This is a genomic window from Corynebacterium macginleyi, from assembly GCF_003688935.1.
GTDB lineage: Bacteria > Actinomycetota > Actinomycetes > Mycobacteriales > Mycobacteriaceae > Corynebacterium > Corynebacterium macginleyi.
In genome coordinates, this window is the sequence record NZ_REGE01000009.1 from 37,666 (window position 1) to 59,823 (window position 22,158).

The following is a 22,158-nucleotide window of genomic DNA, read 5'->3' on the forward strand; positions in this document are numbered from 1 at the left end:
GTAACCGGCGGCGGCGTCGGCGGCGGCCGGATAACCGCACGCGCCGCAATAACCAGCAGCGTAGGCAGCAACGCGGTGGCAATAACCACGGCACCTCCACCATCATGGAGACCCGCGATGAGACATCTGCGGGCGGTCTCGTAATCTCCGGGCTAGCCGAGTGCGTCGACGGCAACGGAAAGGTAGACCTGTCCCGCGTCTACGTGGCGTTGATTGGGCGCTTAGATCGCCGCGGCCGTCTATTGTGGTCCATGCCCAAAGGCCACGTGGAAAATGGCGAGGCCAAAGGGGTCACTGCAGAGCGCGAGGTATGGGAAGAAACCGGCATTTTCGGCGAGGTCTTTGCTGACCTCGGCGTGATCGATTATTGGTTCGTCTCTGATGGCATCCGCATTCACAAGACGGTGCACCACCACCTGCTGCGCTATGTGGACGGCATCATGAACGATGAAGATCCAGAGGTGACCGAGGTTTCTTGGATTCCCGTTTCTCAACTCATCGAGCACTTAGCGTACGCGGATGAACGCAAGCTCGCACGCATCGCGCACGATCTCCTCCCTGATCTTGCACGAAAGGAAGCCGCCGCAGGGAAAGCGACCCCACGCTAATGCACCAGCGCCTCAAATCATTCGCCGCAGCTGGCGGTTGCGCGGTACTCGCCGCTTGGGGAGTATTCCTACCGAACGCGGCGGCCGAAATGGACTCTGTCCCGGATGGGCTAACGGATATCCAAGCCTGGCTGGGTGCGCGCGGCCCAGAGCGCGCTGATCTTGATCTTATCGAGGCCCCGCCCTTTACCGTAGGCACAGACCTGCGGCTGCGCTTCCGCGTGCATAACCCCACCGATCAGCCCTTGGAAGATCTGCAGGTAACTAGCCGCCGCAGCGACAGCGTGGCTAATGCGGCAGAAGCCCGGACGGAAATGGCCACCGGTGATTTTCCTTATTATGGCCCGGCTATGACCACAGCACCACTGCAACCAGGTGAAACCCGGGAGATAAGTTTCACCGTACCCAGTGATTTAAATGCCGAACGCACCTTAGCAATTAGTGAACCGGGTGCCTATCCGCTGCTATTTACCTTGACCGGCACTCTCGAGGGTGATCCGGTGAGCCTAGCTGAAGAACGCTTTATAGCCCACTTCTCTGACCAGGGCTCTACGGACGCCACAGCTGCCGATGCGGCCACGGCACCGGCACAAGAAAACGGCGAACCCGAAGATTCCCAACCGCCCGATCTCACGGTGGTCTATCCCATTAGCGCAGACCTCAACATCGTGCCCGGCGGACTTGGCGGAGAAGAGCTCATCTTATCCTCCGATGATTTAGGGCACGAGCTGCACCAAGGCGGCCGGCTCGATAGGTTGGTTTCTACCTACGAGGAGCATGACTTGCAGGGGGCGGGCTGCGTGGCCATCGACCCCGCGTTACTCGATACCGTCGACCGCATGTCACAAGGCTATACGGTCAATTCTACTCGTCCCGCGCAAGGCGATCGCCCCAAACGCCTGCGCGATTCTTGGTCGCGCAGCAGTGATAATGACAAGGGCGAGCCAGGTGCCGCAAAAAATGACGCCGAGCGGTGGCTGGAGCGCCTGCGCCAATTAGATTGTTTCATCGCCATGCCTTGGGCCAATGCAAATGCCTCTGCAGTAGCAAGAGCCAATAATCCCGCCCTTCTCTTTGAAGGTTTGGAGCGCGGCAACCAGACCATCGAGCGCATCCTGGGCAAGGCGCCGGCCAGCAATATTTTGGCGGTAGGTTCCGGCTATATTGACCAAAAATTACCGGTTCCATCCCTGGTTGCGGATAATTCAAACTGGTCCGGGGAGGCCGCGACTTTCGATGCCTCACTTGGCGCCCTGCTATCCCAAACCGGTTCCAAGCCACAAACGGTTGGCTATTCCAATCCGGAGCTGCGCTATGACTACACCAAAGATTCTGCTCTGTCCCGCGCCATCACAGGCGCGGCGGCTCTCAGCCTCGCGGGCGGGCAAGATACCGTGGCCAAGCTTCCCAACTACCTCGACCCAAGCGCGGCCGAGCGTGCACTCACCGCCGCGCACAACCTCCTCGCGTCCGGCCACTCCCGGCCCCGTGCGATCAGTGCGGTGGAATTACAGCAGGGCAACCCCAACGCCCCCACCGGCAGTCCCTTTGTTGATCCGGCAGTGTTCTCAGAACCCGAAATGGCACGCGTTGAGCAACAGGCGCGTTATACCGATGAACTAATGAATATCGTCGTCGATGACCCTGATATCACCTTGACGCGCTCTGAATTCGTGCTGCCGCTGCGCCGCGATCTGCTCAATTCCTTATCATTAAATAATCGCGATAGCCTGGGCACCCACGCTGCAGCGCGCCAGTCCTTTTCCCGCACCATGGAGATGCACTCCAATACGCTGCGAGATCTGCGCGATTCCGTCTCCCTCATCCCACCAGGCAACGTTTATACCCGCGTGTCTGAGTCATCACCCCTGCTCTTCGTCGCCCAAAATGGACTGCCATTGCCGGTCGAGGCGAAGCTGCAATACGACGCCCCCGATGACACGCGACTCAACACGCCCAAAAGCGTCCGAATTCCCGCTAAAGGTTCTATTACTTTATCCATGACCGCTGATATGCCAAAGGACGCGGATCGCACGGATATCGGGCTGTGGCTGGCCACTCCTGAAAATCAGACCATTTCGCAGCCCATCACTATCTCGGTGCAGACACGTGCCGGTATCGTAACCTTATACGCAGCCGGCATAGCCGGCGCTCTCGCGCTGGTTTTGGCTACGCTCTTTCGGCTTGGCCGTCACCGACGCAAAAATCACAAGGCTGAAAAATAAAAGTTGAAGTTGTATCCCCTATGACCGAAAAAGATGGCCACCAGGCCCACCCCGCGGAGAAGGCCCCTGCAGGCGCAGTAGACCCCACGGACACCGCCCTCAATGCGGAAAAGAGCCGTGTATCGGTTACCGCCGGCGCACGCGGCCGCATCGTACGCGCTTCTCCACCCGCACCGGTACCAGAAAAGCGGCCCACGTCCTCAGCGCAAAACGCTACTGTGCCCCCTGAGGAAGACAAGTCTGCGCTGACTGGCCGCAATGCGGGGGTAGAGGCATCTAATCAGGATGTCATCCGCGCGACGGGGACGATGGCCATCGCCACGCTGCTCTCGCGCATCACCGGCTTCCTGCGGCAGATGCTCATTGGCGCCACCCTTGGTGCCACGGTGGGTACGGCCTTCAGTAGCGCCAACCAGATCCCCAACCTGGTCACCGAAATCGTGCTGGGTGCGGTACTGACCTCATTGGTGGTTCCGGTTTTGGTCCGCGCAGAAAAGGAAGACTCGGACCGCGGCGAAACCTTCGTCCGCCGACTTTTTACCCTGGCGTTTTCCATCCTGGGCATTGTCACAATCCTCTCCGTAATCTTCGCACCATTCTTGACGAGGATGATGCTGCCTGAAGATTCCAAGGCCAATGCCGTACAGGCAACATCGTTGGCCTTCTTGCTCTTACCGCAGATCCTGTTCTACGGCCTTTTCGCCCTTTTCCAGGCGGTATTGAATACCAAGAATATCTTCGGCCCTGGTGCCTGGGCGCCGGTGATCAATAACATCATTTCCATCAGCGTCCTATTGGCATATCGCTTTTTGCCAGGCCGCCTCGACCCACACGATCCTACGCCGGTGGCGGATCCACACATCATGTTGTTGGGTCTGGGCACCACCACTGCGGTGATTGTGCAGTGCTTAATCCTGGTGCCGTACCTGAAGAAGGTCGGCATCAACCTGCGCCCGAAGTGGGGCCTAGATGCCCGCATCAAGCAATTCGGCGGCATGGCGCTAGCGATTATCACCTATGTAGCCATCTCTCAGCTAGGTTACGTGGTCACCTCTCGCGTGGCGGCATATGCCGATGCAGGCGCACCGCTGGTTTACCAGAACGCGTGGCTGATGCTACAGGTACCGTATGGCGTTATCGGCGTGACCTTGTTGACCGCCATCATGCCGCGGCTTTCGCGCAATGCCGCCGATGGCGATGTCGATGCCGTGGTACGCGACCTCACCTTAGGTACCAAGCTGACCTTCATCGCACTTATCCCCATCGTCATTTTCATGACTGGTTTCGGCGTCCCTATCGCCCGCGCGCTATTCCAGTACGGCGCCTACGGCGCGGACAGCGCGGAGCAGCTCGGTCTAACCATCAGTTTTTCCGCCTTTACCCTGATCCCTTATGCATTGGTGCTGCTGCACCTGCGCGTTTTCTACGCTAGGGAAGAAGCGTGGACACCCACGTTTATTATTGCCGGCATTACCTTGACCAAGATCGTGCTGACCTTGCTGGCCCCGCTGATGACCAGCAACTCGGACCGGGTGGTCATGCTTCTCGGTACCGCCAACGGCTTTGGCTTTGTCTCCGGTGCGGTCATCGGCGGCTTCCTGCTCAAGCGCAAGCTGGGCAGCCTGGGTGGCAAGGCCGTAACCCAGACGGTCGTTTGGTCCTCTGGCGCCGGCGCGATAGGCCTGGCGGTGTCGTGGGCGCTGTACTGGCTCATGAAACTGGTCTTGCCGGCGCAACTGCCTTCGATCGTGTCGCTGGTCAAAGTCGTCATACTAGGCATCGTCTTTGTGATTATCACCGGGCTGGTCTTGTCCAAGTCTTCCCTGCCTGAGGTCCAAAATCTGGCCCGCGCCCTCCAGCGCATACCGGGAATGTCCCGGTTCATCACGGTGGACAAGTCCAAGGCCATCGAGGTTGAGCAACCCGGCCTGCAGGAAATTCAGCCGGTCTACACACAGGATTCCTTCACCGCCACCTTGGTTCCACCACCGATGTCCGCCGGAATCGTCCGCGGTCCGCGCTTAGTGCCTGGCGCCCCAGTCTCGGACGGTCGCTTCCGCCTCCTGCAGGACCACGGCGCGGTCTCCGGCGCTCGATTCTGGCAGGCCCGCGAACAATCCACCGGCCGTCTCGTGGCGCTGACGTTCGTTGATACTAATACCCAGGCGCCCATCGCGCCGTCGACGCCCACGGTCTCTGCCCGCCGGTCCGCCGAAATCTCCCGCAATACCCGGCGCTTGGCCGAGCTCCACCTCGAGACCATGCCGGACAATATCGAGATTTTGTCCTATCGCACCGGCTGCCTGGTGGTGGCTGATTGGTTTGAGGGCACCTCCCTCAAGCAAGTGGCAGAGGCAGATAACCTCGATCCCAATTCCGTTGCCCGCGCTACCGCGCCGCTCTTTGCCGATGCCGCCACGGCCCACGAAGCTGGCCTGATCCTCGGTGTAGAACACCGCGACCGCTTCCGCGTATCCGTATCCGGCATCGTAAAGGTTGCCTTCCCCGCGGTGCTGGATGGTACGTCTGCGGAAAGTGACCGCGAGGCCCTAAGCTCCGCACTAAACCTGCTAGTCGAATCCACCGAACCATCGCCGAAGAAGCTGCGCGATATTTCCGATGACGCCAATCTCACCGCCGATGAAGCCGCAGAACGCCTGGAAACGGCACGGCTGGCCTTTAATGCCGCGGATGCTGAAACGCGCGAAGAAAAACTGGTAGCGCTACAGAAGGCGGAAGGGTTGACCTCGGCGGGCATCGCCAAGCGCCTGCGTGAATTCGCACCGGAAGAGCAAGAAGAAAAAACGGAGGCCCTCCCCATGGTCGTTGACGATGAACCCTCGCAGGAAGAGGATCCTCAGCAAGAACCCGGCTTTGGCGGTCGCGGTTACTCCGGCTCCGGCGTCGTGGTCATCGGCATTTTCGCCACCATCTTTGTCGTGGGCATGGCAGCGCTGACGACGTGGGTCATGTCCCTGCTCAGCGATGTAGAAAAGTCCGGTTCTGTTACTGAAACCGTACAGGATTCCACGATGATACCGGATACCCCACCGGTACACCTCAAGGAATCATCCGTCATCACAGTGCCAGACGGCGAGGATAACGAGCAGCTTATTGATGGCAAGACGATCACCACCTGGTCTACGAAGGAATCCGGTTCCGGCGCCTTAGTCACCCTGCATAACCCGGCCCACCTTTCGGTCATGACCGTAACTCACACCAGGTCGAATGGCGCACATTACGAAATTTACGGCGTCAATAAAGGTGATTTCGATCCGGAGCACCCGCAGTTAAATTCCCTTCCAAAATTGGCGGAGGGGAAGTTCAAGCATGCAGACGAAAACCTGGAGCTAAAAGAAACGCCCCAGCAATTCGATGCCGCGCTCATAATCTTTTCGGAACTACCTAAATCGAAAGAGGTTACGTTGGGAGAAATTCAGCTTGTAGGCCATCCTTAATACCGCGGCCACCGGGCTGGGAAAGAAATTTACTTCAACGCTTGACTAAATTGCCCGGCTTGGTATCGTGGTTGATGTTAAGTCAACAATGACGTTAGGAGAATCAACTATGTCCCTTGCAGCAGGTAGCTACACCATCGACAAAGAGCACACCGTTATCGGCTTCGTTACCAAGCACGCCATGGTCACCAAGGTGCGCGGCAACTTCGGTGAATTCAAAGGCACCATCAACGTCTCCGAGAACATCGCCGACTCCACTGCAGAGGCCACCATTAAGGCTGCTTCTATCTCCACCGGCAACGAGGACCGCGACGGCCACGTAAAGAACGAAGATTTCTTTAACGTAGAGGAATATCCAGAACTTTCCTTCACCACCACCAACATCAACGTTGACGAGGACGGCAACGGCACCGTCACTGGTGACCTCACCATCAAGGGCACCACCAAGTCCGTCGACCTCAAGGTTGAAGAGGTCGCTACCGCAGAAGACCCATTCGGCAACTTCCGCTTGGGCTTCGAAGCACAGACCAAAATCAATCGCAAGGACTTCGGCATTGATTTCAATGCTCCGCTCAAGACCGGCGGCGTCCTCGTTTCAGAAGACATCAAGATCGAGCTCGAAATTTCTGCCATCAAGCAGTAATCGCACTTCCTCAAAAACCTTGAGCTTTTACACCCTCCTGGTTACCAACGACCAAAGCCCGTGCCGGGTACCTACTCGGCCGCGGGCTTTAGCCGTTTTTTGGTCATACCTCACAGGCTCGACCCCCAGCCCAGCAGCTTCCCGGCTCGCTCGAAACAACTGCACACAACTTATGCTGGCTGGAGATACATTGCGCCCACGCTAGCGTGGCACCGCGCCCATACCAGAGCGCCGATGTACAACCACCGAGGCTTCTACTGTAAAAACTCACCCTTCCTTCACTCCTAGGATGCAGTACCGTAGCCATTGAAGGTTGACAAACGTCACATCCGCCCTTAATGATCGTGTACACGTCCTTGAGGTGGGTGGATTCGATGCATGCATCTGCGCCTACGCAAATAATCAGACGGATCTTGATTGTCCAAACACAAACCCTGATCTCGTGATTCGTATTGACGGCGTGACAAAGCTGGACGTGGTTTCCTCCCTAGGAATCACCGACAGAATTGCCGTGATGAGACGCAAGGAGAACACCATGAAAAAAGCCACTACTTCACGAGGCCTCACCTACGCATCGCTGGGAATTTTAGCGGTCTCCTCGTCTCTGTGGGCTATGTACATGCAAGACAATGCATTTACGGTTATTGGGCTGCTTTTGGGAACGGCAGTCACCGCCTGGCAAATTCATGACTATAAGGCGACGATTCCACTTGCCGTAAATTCCATCGCGATAGCCGCGGGGTTTGTCTCAGCTGTGGGCTTTGCGGTCCGAGAGAACTTTTCAAATTCCGCAATGGCATCGTTTGGCTTTGCCACGGCTGGCGGATTGATCATATTCCTTGTTTTCGCTGCTATCGCGATTATCAAATCGCGGGAAAGTGAAATCTGAGCTCGGCATCGCGACACTCCATTTATTGTTTTCAATTCCGATATCGTGTTAAATCTAAGACTGCGGTAACTATAGTTTCTAGCTATGACGACACAACGCGTTAAAACCCAGCATGAGCTGCTCCAAGAGCGCTCTGCAGCGTTAGACCTGCGGGCATACCATGTGCATCTCAATTTGTCTCAGGTGAAAGAAAGCCCCACGTTCGGCGCAACGAGCCGCATAGAGCTCACCACCACCAAGCCTAAGCTTTTCCTGGATTACCTGGGAGAATCGGTAGAACAGGTAACGGTTAACGGTCGGGCGCACGACGTCGATTTTGATAGCAGCCTTATCTGCCTCCACGAGCTACCGGTGGGAGAGGAGCTGACCATCGAGGTCACCGGCACCTCGCGCTACTCACGCACGGGTCAGGGTCTACACCGTATGCACGACCAAGCCGATAACGCGACCTATCTGTACTCGCACCTCGAGCCTTCTGATGCCCGCCGCATCTTCCCCTGTTTTGAGCAGCCAGACCTCAAGGCGCCGTTCCATATCACAATCACCGCGCCAAAGGATTGGCAGATCCTGTCCAACCAGCCAGAGACTGACCGCGAGGAGCACGGAGATCTCGCCACGGTTCGTTTCGCGCCCACCCCACCGCTCTCGACGTACCTCACTTCCTTTGCCGCTGGGCCTTATAGGTATCGGGAGCGCACCTGGACCTCACCGGATGGCGCTCACTCCGCGCAGCTGCGTGCGTTTGCCCGCGCCTCCATGTTTGAATATTTGGACGAGGAAAACCTAGAGCTTACCGCGCAGGGCATGGACTATTTCCACGAGAACTTCGGCTTTGCCTACCCATGGGGCAAGTACGATTCCATCTTCGTGCCGGAATATAACCTCGGCGCAATGGAAAACCCAGGCCTGGTGACCTTCACGGAAAGCTATATCTTCCGCTCTAAGGCTACGCGTAACCAGAAGGCCGCTCGCGCCAATACTATTCTGCACGAGATGTCGCACATGTGGTTCGGCGATCTTGTCACTCCGCAGTGGTGGGACGATCTTTGGCTCAAGGAGTCCTTCGCCGAGTTCATGGGTGCCGATGCCTCCGTGCACGCCACCGCCTATAAAGAGGCGTGGATCAACTTCGCCGGCCAGCGCAAAAATTGGGCTTATCTCCAGGATCAACTTCCCACCACACACCCGATTAAGGCAGATATTCCAGACGTGGATGCTGCACGCCAGAACTTCGATGGCATTACCTATGCCAAGGGCGCGGCGGTGCTCAAGCAACTCGTGCACTACGTCGGCCGCGATAATTTCTACGCGGGTGCGCGGGATTACTTCCAAGAGCATGCATTCGCCGCGGCCACCTTAGATGACCTGCTTAGGGCCCTGAAGAAACACACTGAACGCGACCTCGATTCCTGGTCGAAGGCGTGGCTGCGCACCTGGGGGCCGGACACCCTTACCCCGGAACTGCACACAGAGGGCGATAAGATCACCGAGCTCGCGATCATCGCCGAGGCCGAGGATATAACCCGCCCACACCGCCTAAGCGTGGCGCTTTTTGATGCCTCCTTGAACAAGTACCGCGAGTTCGACATCGACCTTCCAGCCAGTGGGCAGCGCACCATCGTGGATGAGGCAGCGGGGGAGAAGGCCCCGGCATTGCTACTGCTTAACGATGCCGACCACACCTACACCAAGGTCCGCTTCGATGATGCTTCACTTGCCACCCTCAGCGATCACCTATCCGAAGTCCAAGATGGGCTCAGCCGCGCGGTCATCTGGACCTCGCTGTGGAATCTCACCAGAGACGGAGAATGGAAGGCGGAGGAGTACGTGAGGGTCGTCACCAAACACGCTCCCGTAGAGACCAATGCGACGCTGCTGACGACTGCCTACAGCAATGCGCACTTTGCCATCCAGCACTATGTGGCCCACGATCGCCGCGAAGAGGTGTGCGCCGAATTCGCCAACGCGTTGTGGGAACAACTCAGCGCCGCAGATCCAGGCTCCGATGCGCAACTCATTCTGGCCCGGACCGCCATTGTCGCATTCGCCGCCACGCCGGAGACCTCCGGTACCGATCGTCTGCGTGACCTGCTCGCCGGCACGGTGGAGGGCCTGCGTCTCGATCCGCAGATCCGCTGGTCCATTCTGCGCGCCCTTGCCGCCCGCGATGACGTGGCACTGGATGAGCTGGAGGCAGAAAAGCAGCGCGATAACACGCTGACCGGCGCCGCCGAATTCTTGGGCGCTAGCCACGCATTCCCCAATTCGAAGACTAAGCGAGCCGCCTTCAATAGCGCACTGATACCGGGGGAGTATTCCAATGCGGAGGTCGATGCCTTGCTGGTCGGTTTCAACGCCCCACGCTCGGCGGAGCTGCAGGAAGAATTCGCCGAAGAGTTCTTCCGCCGTGTCGAAGACATATGGAATAACCACCCCATTGAGATAGCCAACCGGCTGGTCCGTGGCCTCTATCCGGAATCTTCCATGGCCGAGTCCGCCACCACAGATCTCCTCCGCAAGGATTTGCCTGGTGCGCTACGCCGCGTGCTCTTAGAGTGCCGCGATAACCTGCGGCGCACTCTGCGCGTGCGCGCCCAGCAGTAGACGGTCAATAGACTGTACTGCCGTCGGCTCGCGCCACACTTCTCCTCGGGTCACAATTGCTCTAACACTTGTTGATCCGGGGGGAATCTACAGATGCCATTAAGTCCTGACCACAGCGACGAAGAATTAGTGGATGCTTTTATCCAGGGAGATAATAAGGCTTTTTCGGCCATCGTGGAACGCCACCGCAAGCGGCTCACCACTGTGGCTCGGCAATATACAAGGAATGAGTACGACGCACAAGATGTCGTGCAAGAAGCCTTCCTGCGCGCTAGCTGCAATCTCCATACCTACCGGCGGGAATCGGCCTTAAGCACGTGGCTGCACCGCCTCGTTAAAAACACCGGCTACGACTATTTAAATCACCGGGCTAATAGGGAAAACGCGTCACTTGATACCGATGATTTTAGCGATGACCGCAATCCACTGCTGGCACATAACCCATCTGAAACCTTGGCCGAGCAGCTCGTCGTCCGCGAGGCCATGGAGCTTTTAAGACAAGATCAGCGCGAAGCCCTCATGCTTACCGATATCGCCGGGTTCCGCGTCAACGAAGTCGCCATCGCGCAGGGAGTAAAGCCTGGCACCATTAAATCTCGCCGGGCACGCGCGCGGGAGGTCTTGCGCGAAGCAATTGGTTAAGTACATGGGCGGTGGCAGGAGGCGTTGGCGCTAAATTACATTTCAATATTGCATCATTCTTGCATCAATTTCGCTGCGGCGAGCCTTTCTAATATGAAGGATTCACAATCTGGCGGGTAGACTCATGCTGTTACGCAAAATGACACTGTGATTCTAGGGAGTTAGCAATGACCGTCCACGATGTTGCCATCGTAGGTTCCGGACCCGCCGGTTATACTGCCGCGCTTTATGCCGCTCGTGCTGAACTCAGCCCCATTGTGTTTGAGGGATTTGAATACGGTGGTGAATTAATGAATACCACCGAGGTGGAGAACTACCCCGGCTTCCAAAAGGGGATCATGGGCCCAGAGCTCATGGAAGAAATGCGCGCACAATCAATCCGCTTTGGCGCCGATCTGCGTATGGAAGTCGTCGACTCCGTTGAGTTGGAGGGCGAAATTAAAAAACTCCACGTCGGGGACGAGGTTTTCGAAGCCCGCACGGTAATCCTCGCTACTGGTGCCGCACCACGCCATCTTGGCGTTCCTGGCGAAGAAGAGCTTTCCGGCCGGGGTGTTTCTACCTGCGCTACGTGCGATGGCTTCTTCTTCAAGGGGCACAATATCGCCGTGATCGGCGGCGGCGATTCCGCCATGGAGGAAGCTACCTTCCTGACCAAGTTTGCGGAATCTGTCACCATTGTGAATCGCTCCGAAAAGTTCCGCGCTTCCAAGATCATGTTGGAGCGCGCCCGGGAAAACGAGCAGATCAAGTGGGAAACCAATAAGGTTGTCGAGCGCGTACTCGAAGATAACGGCAAGGTCGGCGGGCTCCAACTCAAGGACGTTGAGACTGGAGAAACCTCTACCTTGGACGTAACCGCCATGTTCGTTGCCATTGGTCACGATCCGCGTTCGTCCTTCCTCAACGGCCAGGTAAAGCTTGATGAAAACGGCTACGTCAAGGTGGATCAGCCCTCCACCAAGACCTCTCTGCCTGGCGTTTTCGCCTGTGGTGACTTGGTAGATGACCATTATCAGCAGGCCATTACCGCCGCGGGATCTGGCTGCCGCGCAGCCATCGATGCGGAACAATTCTTGGCTGCAAACCGTTAGATCCACTATGAGCAATGTCAAAAAGGTAACCACTGAAACATTCCGTTCCGATGTCATCGAGGCGGATAAGCCCGTCGTCGTGGACTTCTGGGCGGAATGGTGCGGGCCATGCAAAAAACTATCTCCGATCTTGGAAGAGGTCGCAGATGAGCTCGCCGGTGAAGTCACTATCGCCCAGGTCAACGTCGATGAAGAGCGAAACCTTGGTGCCATGTTTCAAATCATGTCCATCCCAAACGTATTGATTTTCAACCATGGCGAGAAGGTCGACGAGTTCGTCGGCCTACGTTCTAAAGATGACATCGTGGCGCAAGTGAAAAAACATTTGTAGCTGTTAATCTTGTTACTAGAGTTATCGTGTAGAGAATAAGCCATGCGGCTCAAAGTCCTCGGGCCGTGGAAAGGGTGAAAGGCGTGAATCGTGTTCTTCAGGTTGGTGATTCAAGCGTGCGCGTGGCTGAAGCTCGCGCAACCTTGGCTCGCCTTGGCCTCTTATCAGATTTCCCGGGTGAACTATCTGACTGGAAAAAACAGAAGTATTCCGAGACTGATACGACCTTTGATGCCGAACTCGCTGAGGTGCTCAAGGCATTCCAGCAATCGCGCGGCATCCTTCCCACGGGAGAGATCGACGATCTGACTCTGCGCGAGTTGCGCCAAGCCTCTTATACCCTAGGTAGCCGGGTATTAAGCTACGAGCCCACCAATGCATTGGTGGGCGATGACATTTCGCAGTTGCAGCAACAACTCCAAGAACTGGGTTTTTATCAAGATCGCGTCGATGGTCATTTTGGACGCAATACCCACGCTGCCTTAACCGAGTACCAACACAATTGCGGGCTGCAGGAAGATGGCGTATGTGGCCCCGCCACTATTCGCGCGCTCAGCTTGCTTGGCCGCCGCATCACTGGCGGTTCGGCGCACAATATTTTAGAGCGCGAGCGCGTGCGCAATGCCGGGCCGAAGTTGGCAGGCAAGCGCGTCGTCATTGACCCCGCGCTCAGCGGCCGGGATTCCGGCTTCACGGTCAAAGGCCGCTTCGGTGATATTTCTGAGCAAGAAATCCTTTGGGATCTCACCCAACGCATCGAAGGCCGCATGATCGCCGCTGGCATGGAAACCATTATTTCCCGCCCCCGCACCGATGATGCGGACGTGCAATCTCGTGCGGAGCTGGCCAATGCTTTTGATGCCGATATGGTCATCTCTTTGGCATGCGATTCCTATCCCAATGACAAGGCTCACGGTGTCGCCACGTTCTACTTCGGTTCCGAATCCGGAAACTCTTCACTCATTGGTGAGGCCCTTTCTGGCTTCATTCAGCGTGAAATCGTCGCCCGTACAGATCTACAGGACTGTTCTAACCACGGCCGCACTTGGGATCTTTTGCGCCTGACGCAAATGCCGGTGGTACAAATATTTTTGGGTTATCTCAGCAACCCGGAGGACGTCAAAATCCTAACCAACCCGAAGCGTCGTGACGATATTGCAGAAGCAATCGTCATCGCCGTGAAACGCATGTACCTGATGGAGCAAGACACCGCCATTACCGGCACCTACAAATTCTCCGAACTTTTGCAGGCAGAGCAGGCTTAGACGGCGCATGCTAGAGCACACGGAACCGACAACATCGCTAGTTGCCGTGCACAATTAACGGCATCGTTTTGTACCAATAGAATTCAGTCGTCTAGTATCGTTTTAACATTTTGATATCTACTTACTGATTGGATTTCTATATGGACAGATCGACCGCCGCGCCGATTTCTCGGCGAGAAACGCGCCGCGTAGTAGCGGCCACCACAATCGGAACGGCGATTGAATGGTACGACTACTTTCTCTACGCCGCCGTCGCCGGCTTGGTGTTCAACCAGGTGATGTTCGGCTCCTTAGAAGGTGGGGTAGCCAGCATCGTTTCCTTCGCTTCCGTAGGGCTGTCTTTCCTTTTTCGGCCCCTTGGCGCATTCTTAGCGGGCCATTATGGTGACCGCCTTGGTCGCCGTATCGTCCTCGTAGTCACCCTTTTTGCAATGGGTGGGGCCACCACGCTCATCGGCGTTCTGCCTACCTACGATACGGCGGGTGTATGGGCGCCCATCCTATTAATTTTCCTCCGCATTATTCAAGGTATCTCCGCCGGAGGAGAGTGGGGCTCTGCGGTGCTCCTTGCAGTTGAACACGCTCCCAAAGATAAGCGCGGTCTCTTCGGCGCTGGTCCACAAATCGGAGTCCCCATCGGCTTGCTGATGTCCTCTGGCATGTTATCCATCATGAATATAATCGCACCAGGGGATGCCTTCCTTGAATGGGGCTGGCGTATTCCCTTCTTGCTGTCCTTCGTATTGGTTATTATCGGCTACGCCGTCCGCGTTGGTGTGGATGAGTCACCTGTCTTTCAGGAAATCTCGAATAATAAGAAACGTGAGGCGGCAAACCCCATAGGTATCCTGTTCAAGCGGTACTTCCCGCTTGTCTTTGTCGCAGCCCTAGTTTTTGCAGCTAACAACGCCTTGGGCTATATGACCACCGGTGGTTATATCCAAAATTACGCAACGAACCCCGAGGGACCCGTGGCCCTTTCACGCGGCGAAGTCCTTAATGCGGTAACGCTGTCCGCCGTCACATGGCTCATTTTCACGCTTTTCGCCGGTTGGTTATCGGACTATATCGGCCGCCGCACAACATACCTCATCGGATTTGTTATTCAAGCAATTGGCGCTGCAGCCCTTTTCCCGCTAGTAAACACAGCATCGCTGGGAATGCTCTATGCCGCCCTCATCTTCTTGACGGTGGGACTGGGTTTAACCTACGGTGCTCAGTCTGCTATGTACACTGAGCTCTTCCCTGCGTCCATTCGTGCTTCGGGCGTATCAATTACCTACGCCATCGGTTCTATTCTTGGCGGTGCGTTCGCCCCGATGATCGCAGCGGCCTTAGTAAAAGCAACGGGCACCACCTTTGCGGTATCCGTCTATCTGGTATCCGCAAGCATCGTCGGATTTTTCGCGGCCCTGCTACTGCGCGAACGCAAAGGCATTCCACTTGGTCCCGAACACGAAGAAGAACAGTCCAAGGGCCACTTCATCTTTTCCTAAAATTAGTGCCCCCCCCTTTTTAGAGGGAGGGCACTAATTTATGATCTTTAGCTAGCGTCTCGACGACACAGCCGCAGGAGCCAGTTATTTAACCCGCTCCATCAGCGCCATGATCCGCTCGAAATCTTCCTGGTCGCCGAATTCTACGACCATCTTGCCTTTCCGCTTACCCATGGTCACGGTGACCTTGGTATCGAAACGATCCGAGAGGCGCTCAGCCGAGTCGGTGAAAAACTGCGGCTGCGGGACCTGAGACTTCTTTTTGTTCCCTGCCGGCTTCCCGTCGCGCTTATATAGCGTCACTGCTTCTTCAGTAGCACGCACGGACAGCCCCTCCGAAATAACCCGGTCCGCAATGTAATCCATCGCTTCTTGGTCATCGAGTCCCAAAATAGCGCGGGCGTGACCGGCCGAAAGAGTGCCTGCCGCAACCCTCTTCTGCACAGCTACCGGCAACCGTAGCAGGCGGAGCGTATTGGTCACCTGTGGGCGAGAACGGCCAATGCGATCCGCTAGTTCGTTTTGAGTGACTCCAAACTCTTCCAAAAGCTGCTGATAAGCGTGTGCCTCTTCCAAAGGGTTGAGCTGGACACGGTGGATGTTTTCCAATAAGGCATCCCGAAGCAGATTGTCATCTTTGGTATCGCGCACGATAGCAGGGATGGTGGCCAAACCAGCCTTGGAGGACGCGCGCCAACGACGCTCGCCCATGATGAGCTCGAATCCACCCTGCTCGGAGGGGCGAACTACGACCGGCTGCAAAAGACCAAACTCGCGGATGGAGTGAACTAGCTCGGTGAGTTCATCCTCATCAAAAACAGTACGCGGTTGCTTGGGGTTAGGGACGATTTCCCCCACAGAAATCTCGCGGTAGGTTGCGCCGATTGCTGCCGGAGGAACCTGCCGCTTTGCGGAGGCCTTGGACCCGGAACTTTGTTGAATCGTGGGAGCGCCTTTGACGCGCTTCTCGCCACGTGCCTTGCGCTCACTATTACCTGTGGATTTCCCCAGGATAATATCTGCGGCGGAATCACCCAGCCGTGGTTTACGGGTGGGTGCATCGGGGCCGGAAGGGATGAGAGCGGCCAAGCCTTTGCCTAGGCCACCTTGCCTTTGTTCTGCCATGAAATCCTATCCTTCCAGTTCCGCATAAATTTCGGGGCTCACGCCAATTGCTCCCGTCGTGGGATGCGGGCGATAATCACCGCGCCTATCCAGCTCGCGAGCCGCCGCGAGGTATGCCCGGGCGCCGGTGGACGAAGGGTCGTAATCAATCACCGTGGTCCCGTAACCCGGCGCCTCTGAGACGCGCACTGACCGCGGAATGACGTTGCCCATGACGACAGCGCCAAATTGCTCGCGGACGTTATCGGCCACCTCCTCGGCCAACCGTGTACGTGCATCATACATGGTAAGGAGCACCGCAGAAATATGCAGATCTTCATTGAGGTGCTCGCGAATCATCGTGATATTTCCCAATAACTGGCCCACGCCTTCCAGTGCGTAGTACTCGCACTGGATAGGAATAATCACTTCCTCCGCACACGCCATGGCATTGATCGTCAGTAAGCCCAAAGATGGCGGGCAATCAATAAAGACGTATTCAAAACCGTGTTCTTCTAAGAATCCCTTATGGAGAGCATCGTAAAGGCGAAATTCGCGGCGCACAAGAGACACCATCTCTATTTCCGCACCGGCCAGATCAATAGTCGCAGGGATGCAATAGAGGTTGGAATTATGCGGAGAAGCCTGCATGGCTTTGTCCGCAGTACATTCGCCCAAGAGCAATTCATAGCTGGAATCGGTTCCTGAGCTGTGTTCCGCGCCCATGGCGGTCGAGGCATTTCCCTGCGGATCAAGGTCAATGACCAATACCTTCTTGCCTTCAGTAGCAAGGGCTGCGGCCAAGTTGGTGGCGGAGGTGGTTTTACCTACGCCGCCTTTCTGGTTAGCAATGGTGATAAGGCGCGGATTAGTCATGCCGTCTACTTTAGTTCACGCGCCGGACACGGATAATCGTGGTTCCGTGAACGGTTGTGACCTCGGCTTTTCCGCCGCCGGCTCTCTTAATATCCGCGGCATCGCGCTCCAACTCTTCATGGGCAGAAGAACCTTTTAACGCAATCATTTCTCCGCCTTTGCGCACTAGGGGAAGAGACCACTTTGCCAGCTTTCCCAGGGGTGCTACCGCGCGGGAGGTGACCACATCCGCGCCAGCCACTGCCTTTTTAATCGGACCTTCTTCGGCGCGCCCGCGCAGCACGGTGACATTATCTAACCCTAGCTTTTCAGTAACCTCATTGAGGTAGTTATAGCGCTTTAAAAGTGGCTCGATGAGCGTGATGGCCAGGTCGGGGCGAGCGATGGCCAGAGGGATTCCGGGCAACCCTGCACCAGAGCCGACATCGATAACCGTAGCGCCTTTCGGAATTACGTGTTCAATAACTGCGCAGTTTAAAATGTGGCGCTCCCACAGCCGCGGTACCTCACGCGGGCCGATAAAACCACGAGTGGACCCGTCTGTAGCGAGCGAATCGTGATATTCCTGCGCAAGCGGCAGGCGAGAGCCAAATACTGCAGACGGGTCCATCTCGGACACTATGAGAATCTCCTCAGTAGCTGTTTAATTGTTTTTCTTCCGCTGTTTCTTCGTGCGGTTGTCTATCTTGCGAGCACCCGGCTTCGGAGCGGTAGTGCGCTTGGCCTCAATCTTAGCGGCCTCTTCCTCTTCTTCTTCGCGGTCCATCTTGCTGTAGATGATGCGGGTCTGGAAGAAAGTCCACACGGTGTTGGACAGCATGTAAAACAGCAAACCGATGGGCCAAATAAAGCCGGAAAAGATCAACATTGCAGGCATTACCCAGAGCATCATCTTGGACATCATAGCCATCTGCTGCTGCATCATTTCCGCATTCTGTCCTTGCGGAGCGGAAGTCTTACCCTGGGCGCGACGCTTTTCCTGGCGGTTCAGGCTCATGCGCGCGTTAAAGTGCATCAACACCACGATGATGGCAATCATTGGCACGATGATGAACGCCGCCTGCGTGGTGGTGGTAACGCCTTCCACCAAGGGCGAGTTCAGGCGCAGGTTCGTAACCAGCGGAACACCAAAGATCTTGGCGTCCAAGAACTGCTGGACTAGCTCCGGTTTAAAAATATAGTTCGCGGTATTGGCGTTGGCCTCAATGGACATCGGATTACCGCTGGGGTGGCCAATGCCGCCGGCTACAGAAACCGTGCGGTCAAATGAGCGCAGCACGTGAAAAAGACCAATAAACATGGGAATCTGCACCAAGACCGGGAGGCAGCCGGCCATAGGGCGAACGCCAGCTTCCTTATAGACTTTTTGCATCTCCTGCGCGGCCCGAGCCTGATCTTTGCTGTACTTCGCTCGGATTTCTTGCATCTTGGGCTGGATCTCTTGCATCTGGCGTGAAGATCGAATCTGGCTCACGGTGGGCTTAACCATGAGTGCCTTCAGTGTCCAAGTCAGCAGCACGATGGCCAAAATCCACGTAATGCCCCATGCGGGATCCATTACGAAAGATAACAGCCAGTGCCAGAACCATAAAACGGCCGAAATTGGCCAGTAAATGAAATTAAGCACGAGTGTTGAATCCTCAATTGTTGTTGGTGACCGGTACCGGGACTGGATCAAATCCGCCCGGATGCCAGGGCCCACATTTGCACACCCTAGCCATTGCCATCGCCGTACCTTTAAGGGCGCCGTGTCTGGACAACGCCTCTAAAGCATAAGCACTGCATGTCGGTTCGAACCGACAGGTCGATACCATTTTAAGGCCCGAGACATGCTTTTGGTAGAAACGAACCGCTTTAACCAGCGGTGCGGCCAGTCCGGAGGCTGCTGGAATTTCTTTCCCGCGGGTATTTAAATATCCCATTGCTTGCGCAGCGCCTTAGTAATATCTTTTTCTAATTGCTCGCTAGTGGCGGTCGCACTTGCAGGTAGCGCACGAATCACCACATCCACGCCCGGTGGGAGTTTGGGGATGAGTGACATGCATACATGGCGAAGCCGCCGGGAGGTGCGGTGGCGTACCACTGCATTCCCGACGGCTTTAGAAACAATAAGGCCGAAGCGCGGCCCAGTGGCCGCGATCTCGGCCGGATTGCCCATGCGGCCATTGGAATTCGCACTCATGGTGTCGCGCGCATGAACGACAACGGTACGAGTGCCCTGCCGACGACTACCCCTCATCGTCCGCCGAAATTGCGGGGGTGATGTGAGCTTGTGATGGGCTGGCAGCATGACTTACGCGGTCAGCTTTGCGCGGCCCTTCTTGCGCCGAGCGGCCACGATTGCGCGACCCGAACGGGTGCTCATGCGAGTACGAAAACCGTGCTTACGTGCACGGCGACGGTTGTTCGGCTGAAACGTGCGCTTACCCTTTGCCACGTCAATTCTCCTTGAAGTTGTACGTGGACACACTGCCGCCACAAAACGGCAGCGCATCCACTGCTGAATGGATTCCATAAACCTGACGCGTCACCTTTGACCCAATGCTCGGCGAGCTCTGTTAGCCCAGCCAATGCGAAGCGACGCTGTCCTGTTCACGCGCAACTCTCTGTTGCAATAGACCATGCCAGATTACGTGATTTAAACCTCTGGAAACAAATCGACGCCCGGGTACACCCGAAATTACATAACTGTTTTTTCTTGCAGCTAAAGGGCCAGTTTTCACCCTCATGCTGCAGCTAATCCTTAGCTCCGCAAGTATTCATAGTCGCCTGCATTTGAAGAATTAATCCCGCGTTAGACACACCCGCCTGTGTGGCGGTAAAACTAAGGAATCGAATTCCACAGTGCGTGCACCACTGTGGATAACCCTAAATATTCACTTGAGAGTTTTATTGTTTTCGCAGTACAACGCTATAAAGTGGCCTAACGCAAGTTATCCACAGCCATGCACTAAACTGTGAATAACTGTTTCTTCCACACCTGTGGATAACTCTGTGGAGATCGAGGTGACTCGATAAAAACCACTGTGGAAATCACGGTGGAATCCACCGTGGAATTTGTTATTAACCGTCCACCCGTCCCCGAGATAATTATTGAAGGTAGCCCGTTGTGACTAAACCGCAAGCGAACCTGGAAGCTATCTGGCGCGCGATCGTCGATGATCTGCTTGCACAATCAGAGCAACCCAACTCTGAGGTCCCGAGCTTCTCGCACACGCAACGACTCTACCTGCAGTTAGTTCGCCCCATCATGATGGTGGAAGGGTACGCGCTGGTCGCCGCGGAAAATTCGAATGCCAAAGACATCGTAGAAAATGAGCTAGGCGGATACATCTCCAAGGCACTTACTCGCCACCTGGGCCGTCCGTGTTCCTTCGCCGTTACCTTGGTTACCCCGCAGGAGCCCCAACCGCCCGCTAGCGAGTCGAATTCGCAACCGGCGCCAGGGGAGACATCAGCGAGCACTCAGGCTCCTTTTTCCCACTCCAACCCGCCGACGCAGGTCGATTCTTCGTTCGCTCAAAATTACGTCTCTCGCCCCCAACAAATGGATGCAGCGGCGATCAGCGGAAATAACAACCCCACCGCAGGTAAGACTCCGCCAAATTGGCGGTCTAGCCATGCCCCGGCAAGCCTAGATGAATTGGCCGAGCATTACAGCCAGCAAGACTATAACCGCCAGCAGCCGGACTTTAATGGTTCGCCGAATGCCGCGCGCATTCCGCGAGAAGCCCCAGCACACGATCCCAACCGGGAAACCTCCCTGAACCCGAAGCACACTTTTGAAAGCTTCGTCATTGGTTCTTCAAACCGTTTTGCTAATGGCGCAGCAGTAGCGGTGGCGGAAAATCCCGCCCGCGCCTATAACCCGCTGTTTATCTGGGGAGGTTCAGGACTGGGTAAAACGCACCTCTTGCATGCTGCCGGTAACTACGCACAGGTGCTGCACCCGGGGTTGCGCGTGAAATACGTGTCCTCGGAAGAATTTACAAATGATTATATTAATTCCTTGCGCGATGACCGCCAAGAATCTTTCAAGCGGCGCTACCGCAACCTCGATATTTTGATGGTGGATGACATCCAGTTCTTAGAGGGCAAAGAATCCACGCAGGAGGAGTTCTTCCACACCTTCAATGCGCTGCACCAGGCCAATAAACAGATCATTTTATCCTCGGACCGCCCGCCAAAACAGCTCACCACGCTGGAGGATCGCCTGCGCACACGCTTTGAAGGCGGGTTAATTACGGATATTCAACCGCCTGACCTGGAAACCCGCATTGCCATTTTGATGAAGAAAGCCGCCGCCGATGGCACTGAGGTGGATCGCTCCGTCCTGGAGCTCATTGCCTCACGCTTTGAGTCCTCCATCCGTGAGCTCGAGGGAGCGCTCATTCGGGTATCCGCGTACTCTTCCTTGGTCAATGAGCCGATCAATGTAGAAATGGCAGAAATTGCATTACGCGATCTCGCGCCGGATTCTGCTAACCAGCAAATTACCGCAGCCTCGATCATGGAAGTCACCGCAGAATACTTCGACATTGATGTTGAAACCCTGCGCGGGGCCGGCAAGAAGCGCGCGGTGGCCCACGCCCGCCAGCTGGCTATGTATCTCTGTCGCGAATTGACCGAGCTATCCCTGCCCAAGATTGGCGAGCAATTCGGCGGCAAGGACCACACCACGGTGATCTACGCCGATCGCAAGATCCGCAAAGAGATGACCGAAAAGCGCAATACCTACGACGAGATTCAGTCCCTGACCCAGCGCATCAAGAATCGCGGTCGCGGCTAACGCAAACACAATCACCGAGTGACGTCTTCCTAAACAACAGGAAGGCGCGCCATCTTTAAGGCAGTTGGATCGCCTCTCGGTCCCCCACCTTATACCACGTCTTAACAGCCCTTTTGCGCCAGTAAAGCCGTATA

Annotated in this window: 18 protein-coding genes and 1 pseudogene; 12 read left to right on the forward strand and 7 right to left on the reverse strand. The window is 56.0% G+C overall.

Annotation, left to right across the window (positions count from 1 at the left end):
• Positions 1-8: 8 nt before the first annotated feature.
• The 11 genes and pseudogenes from D9V82_RS07375 to D9V82_RS07425 all read left to right on the forward strand — a co-directional run.
• Positions 9-608, forward strand: a pseudogene (locus D9V82_RS07375) (NUDIX hydrolase); the annotation flags it as partial.
• Positions 608-2,833: a hypothetical protein gene (locus tag D9V82_RS07380; protein WP_121911772.1), complete on the forward strand. Its 2,226-nt coding sequence runs from the start codon at positions 608-610 to the stop codon at positions 2,831-2,833. The pseudogene D9V82_RS07375 and the gene D9V82_RS07380, both read left to right, overlap by 1 nt.
• Before the next feature lie 20 nt (positions 2,834-2,853).
• Entirely contained in the window at positions 2,854-6,291 is a 3,438-nt protein-coding gene (murJ, locus tag D9V82_RS07385; protein WP_121911773.1) for a murein biosynthesis integral membrane protein MurJ, read from the forward strand.
• 109 nt (positions 6,292-6,400) lie between these two features.
• Positions 6,401-6,934, forward strand: a complete 534-nt coding sequence (locus tag D9V82_RS07390; protein WP_121911774.1) for a YceI family protein — start codon at positions 6,401-6,403, stop codon at positions 6,932-6,934.
• 442 nt (positions 6,935-7,376) lie between these two features.
• Complete coding sequence (locus D9V82_RS07395) at positions 7,377-7,823, forward strand: hypothetical protein (protein ID WP_234456992.1); 447 nt, start codon at positions 7,377-7,379, stop codon at positions 7,821-7,823.
• Positions 7,824-7,907: 84 nt separating this feature from the next.
• Positions 7,908-10,427: an aminopeptidase N gene (gene pepN / locus D9V82_RS07400; protein WP_121911775.1), complete on the forward strand. Its 2,520-nt coding sequence runs from the start codon at positions 7,908-7,910 to the stop codon at positions 10,425-10,427.
• A 93-nt stretch (positions 10,428-10,520) separates the two neighbouring features.
• A complete protein-coding gene (locus D9V82_RS07405; protein ID WP_121911776.1) occupies positions 10,521-11,069 on the forward strand; it encodes an RNA polymerase sigma factor in 549 nt (182 codons plus the stop codon).
• Positions 11,070-11,236: 167 nt separating this feature from the next.
• A complete protein-coding gene (gene trxB, locus D9V82_RS07410; protein WP_121911777.1) occupies positions 11,237-12,163 on the forward strand; it encodes a thioredoxin-disulfide reductase in 927 nt (308 codons plus the stop codon).
• A gap of 7 nt (positions 12,164-12,170) precedes the next feature.
• Positions 12,171-12,494 carry a thioredoxin gene (gene trxA / locus D9V82_RS07415; RefSeq protein ID WP_121911778.1) on the forward strand — a complete coding sequence of 108 codons (324 nt, stop codon included), beginning with the start codon at positions 12,171-12,173 and terminating at the stop codon, positions 12,492-12,494.
• 83 nt (positions 12,495-12,577) lie between these two features.
• Complete coding sequence (locus D9V82_RS07420; protein ID WP_167449752.1) at positions 12,578-13,759, forward strand: N-acetylmuramoyl-L-alanine amidase; 1,182 nt, start codon at positions 12,578-12,580, stop codon at positions 13,757-13,759.
• Positions 13,760-13,899: 140 nt separating this feature from the next.
• A complete protein-coding gene (locus D9V82_RS07425) occupies positions 13,900-15,255 on the forward strand; it encodes an MFS transporter (protein WP_121911779.1) in 1,356 nt (451 codons plus the stop codon).
• An 84-nt stretch (positions 15,256-15,339) separates the two neighbouring features.
• On the opposite strand, the gene D9V82_RS07430 is transcribed toward D9V82_RS07425, so the two are convergent.
• Genes D9V82_RS07430 through rpmH form a run of 7 tightly spaced genes read right to left on the reverse strand, consistent with a single transcriptional unit; the run spans position 15,340 to position 19,672 of the window.
• Positions 15,340-16,380, reverse strand: a complete 1,041-nt coding sequence (locus D9V82_RS07430) for a ParB/RepB/Spo0J family partition protein (RefSeq protein WP_121911780.1) — start codon at positions 16,378-16,380, stop codon at positions 15,340-15,342.
• Positions 16,381-16,386: 6 nt separating this feature from the next.
• The gene (locus D9V82_RS07435) at positions 16,387-17,235 is read right to left on the reverse strand and encodes a ParA family protein (RefSeq protein ID WP_121911781.1); all 849 of its coding nucleotides are present in this window, start codon (positions 17,233-17,235) and stop codon (positions 16,387-16,389) included.
• Between the two features lie 10 nt (positions 17,236-17,245).
• Complete coding sequence (gene rsmG, locus D9V82_RS07440) at positions 17,246-17,845, reverse strand: 16S rRNA (guanine(527)-N(7))-methyltransferase RsmG (protein WP_167449755.1); 600 nt, start codon at positions 17,843-17,845, stop codon at positions 17,246-17,248.
• A 33-nt stretch (positions 17,846-17,878) separates the two neighbouring features.
• Positions 17,879-18,862, reverse strand: a complete 984-nt coding sequence (gene yidC, locus D9V82_RS07445) for a membrane protein insertase YidC (RefSeq protein WP_121911783.1) — start codon at positions 18,860-18,862, stop codon at positions 17,879-17,881.
• A gap of 13 nt (positions 18,863-18,875) precedes the next feature.
• A complete protein-coding gene (gene yidD, locus D9V82_RS07450; protein WP_183122483.1) occupies positions 18,876-19,157 on the reverse strand; it encodes a membrane protein insertion efficiency factor YidD in 282 nt (93 codons plus the stop codon).
• Positions 19,145-19,525: a ribonuclease P protein component gene (gene rnpA / locus D9V82_RS07455; RefSeq protein WP_121911784.1), complete on the reverse strand. Its 381-nt coding sequence runs from the start codon at positions 19,523-19,525 to the stop codon at positions 19,145-19,147. The genes yidD and rnpA overlap by 13 nt, the downstream gene beginning before the upstream one ends.
• A 3-nt stretch (positions 19,526-19,528) precedes the next feature.
• The gene (rpmH, locus tag D9V82_RS07460; RefSeq protein WP_121911785.1) at positions 19,529-19,672 is read right to left on the reverse strand and encodes a 50S ribosomal protein L34; all 144 of its coding nucleotides are present in this window, start codon (positions 19,670-19,672) and stop codon (positions 19,529-19,531) included.
• A 672-nt stretch (positions 19,673-20,344) separates the two neighbouring features.
• Between rpmH and dnaA the strand changes: the two genes are divergently transcribed.
• The gene (gene dnaA, locus D9V82_RS07465; RefSeq protein ID WP_121911786.1) at positions 20,345-22,024 is read left to right on the forward strand and encodes a chromosomal replication initiator protein DnaA; all 1,680 of its coding nucleotides are present in this window, start codon (positions 20,345-20,347) and stop codon (positions 22,022-22,024) included.
• Positions 22,025-22,158: the final 134 nt, after the last annotated feature.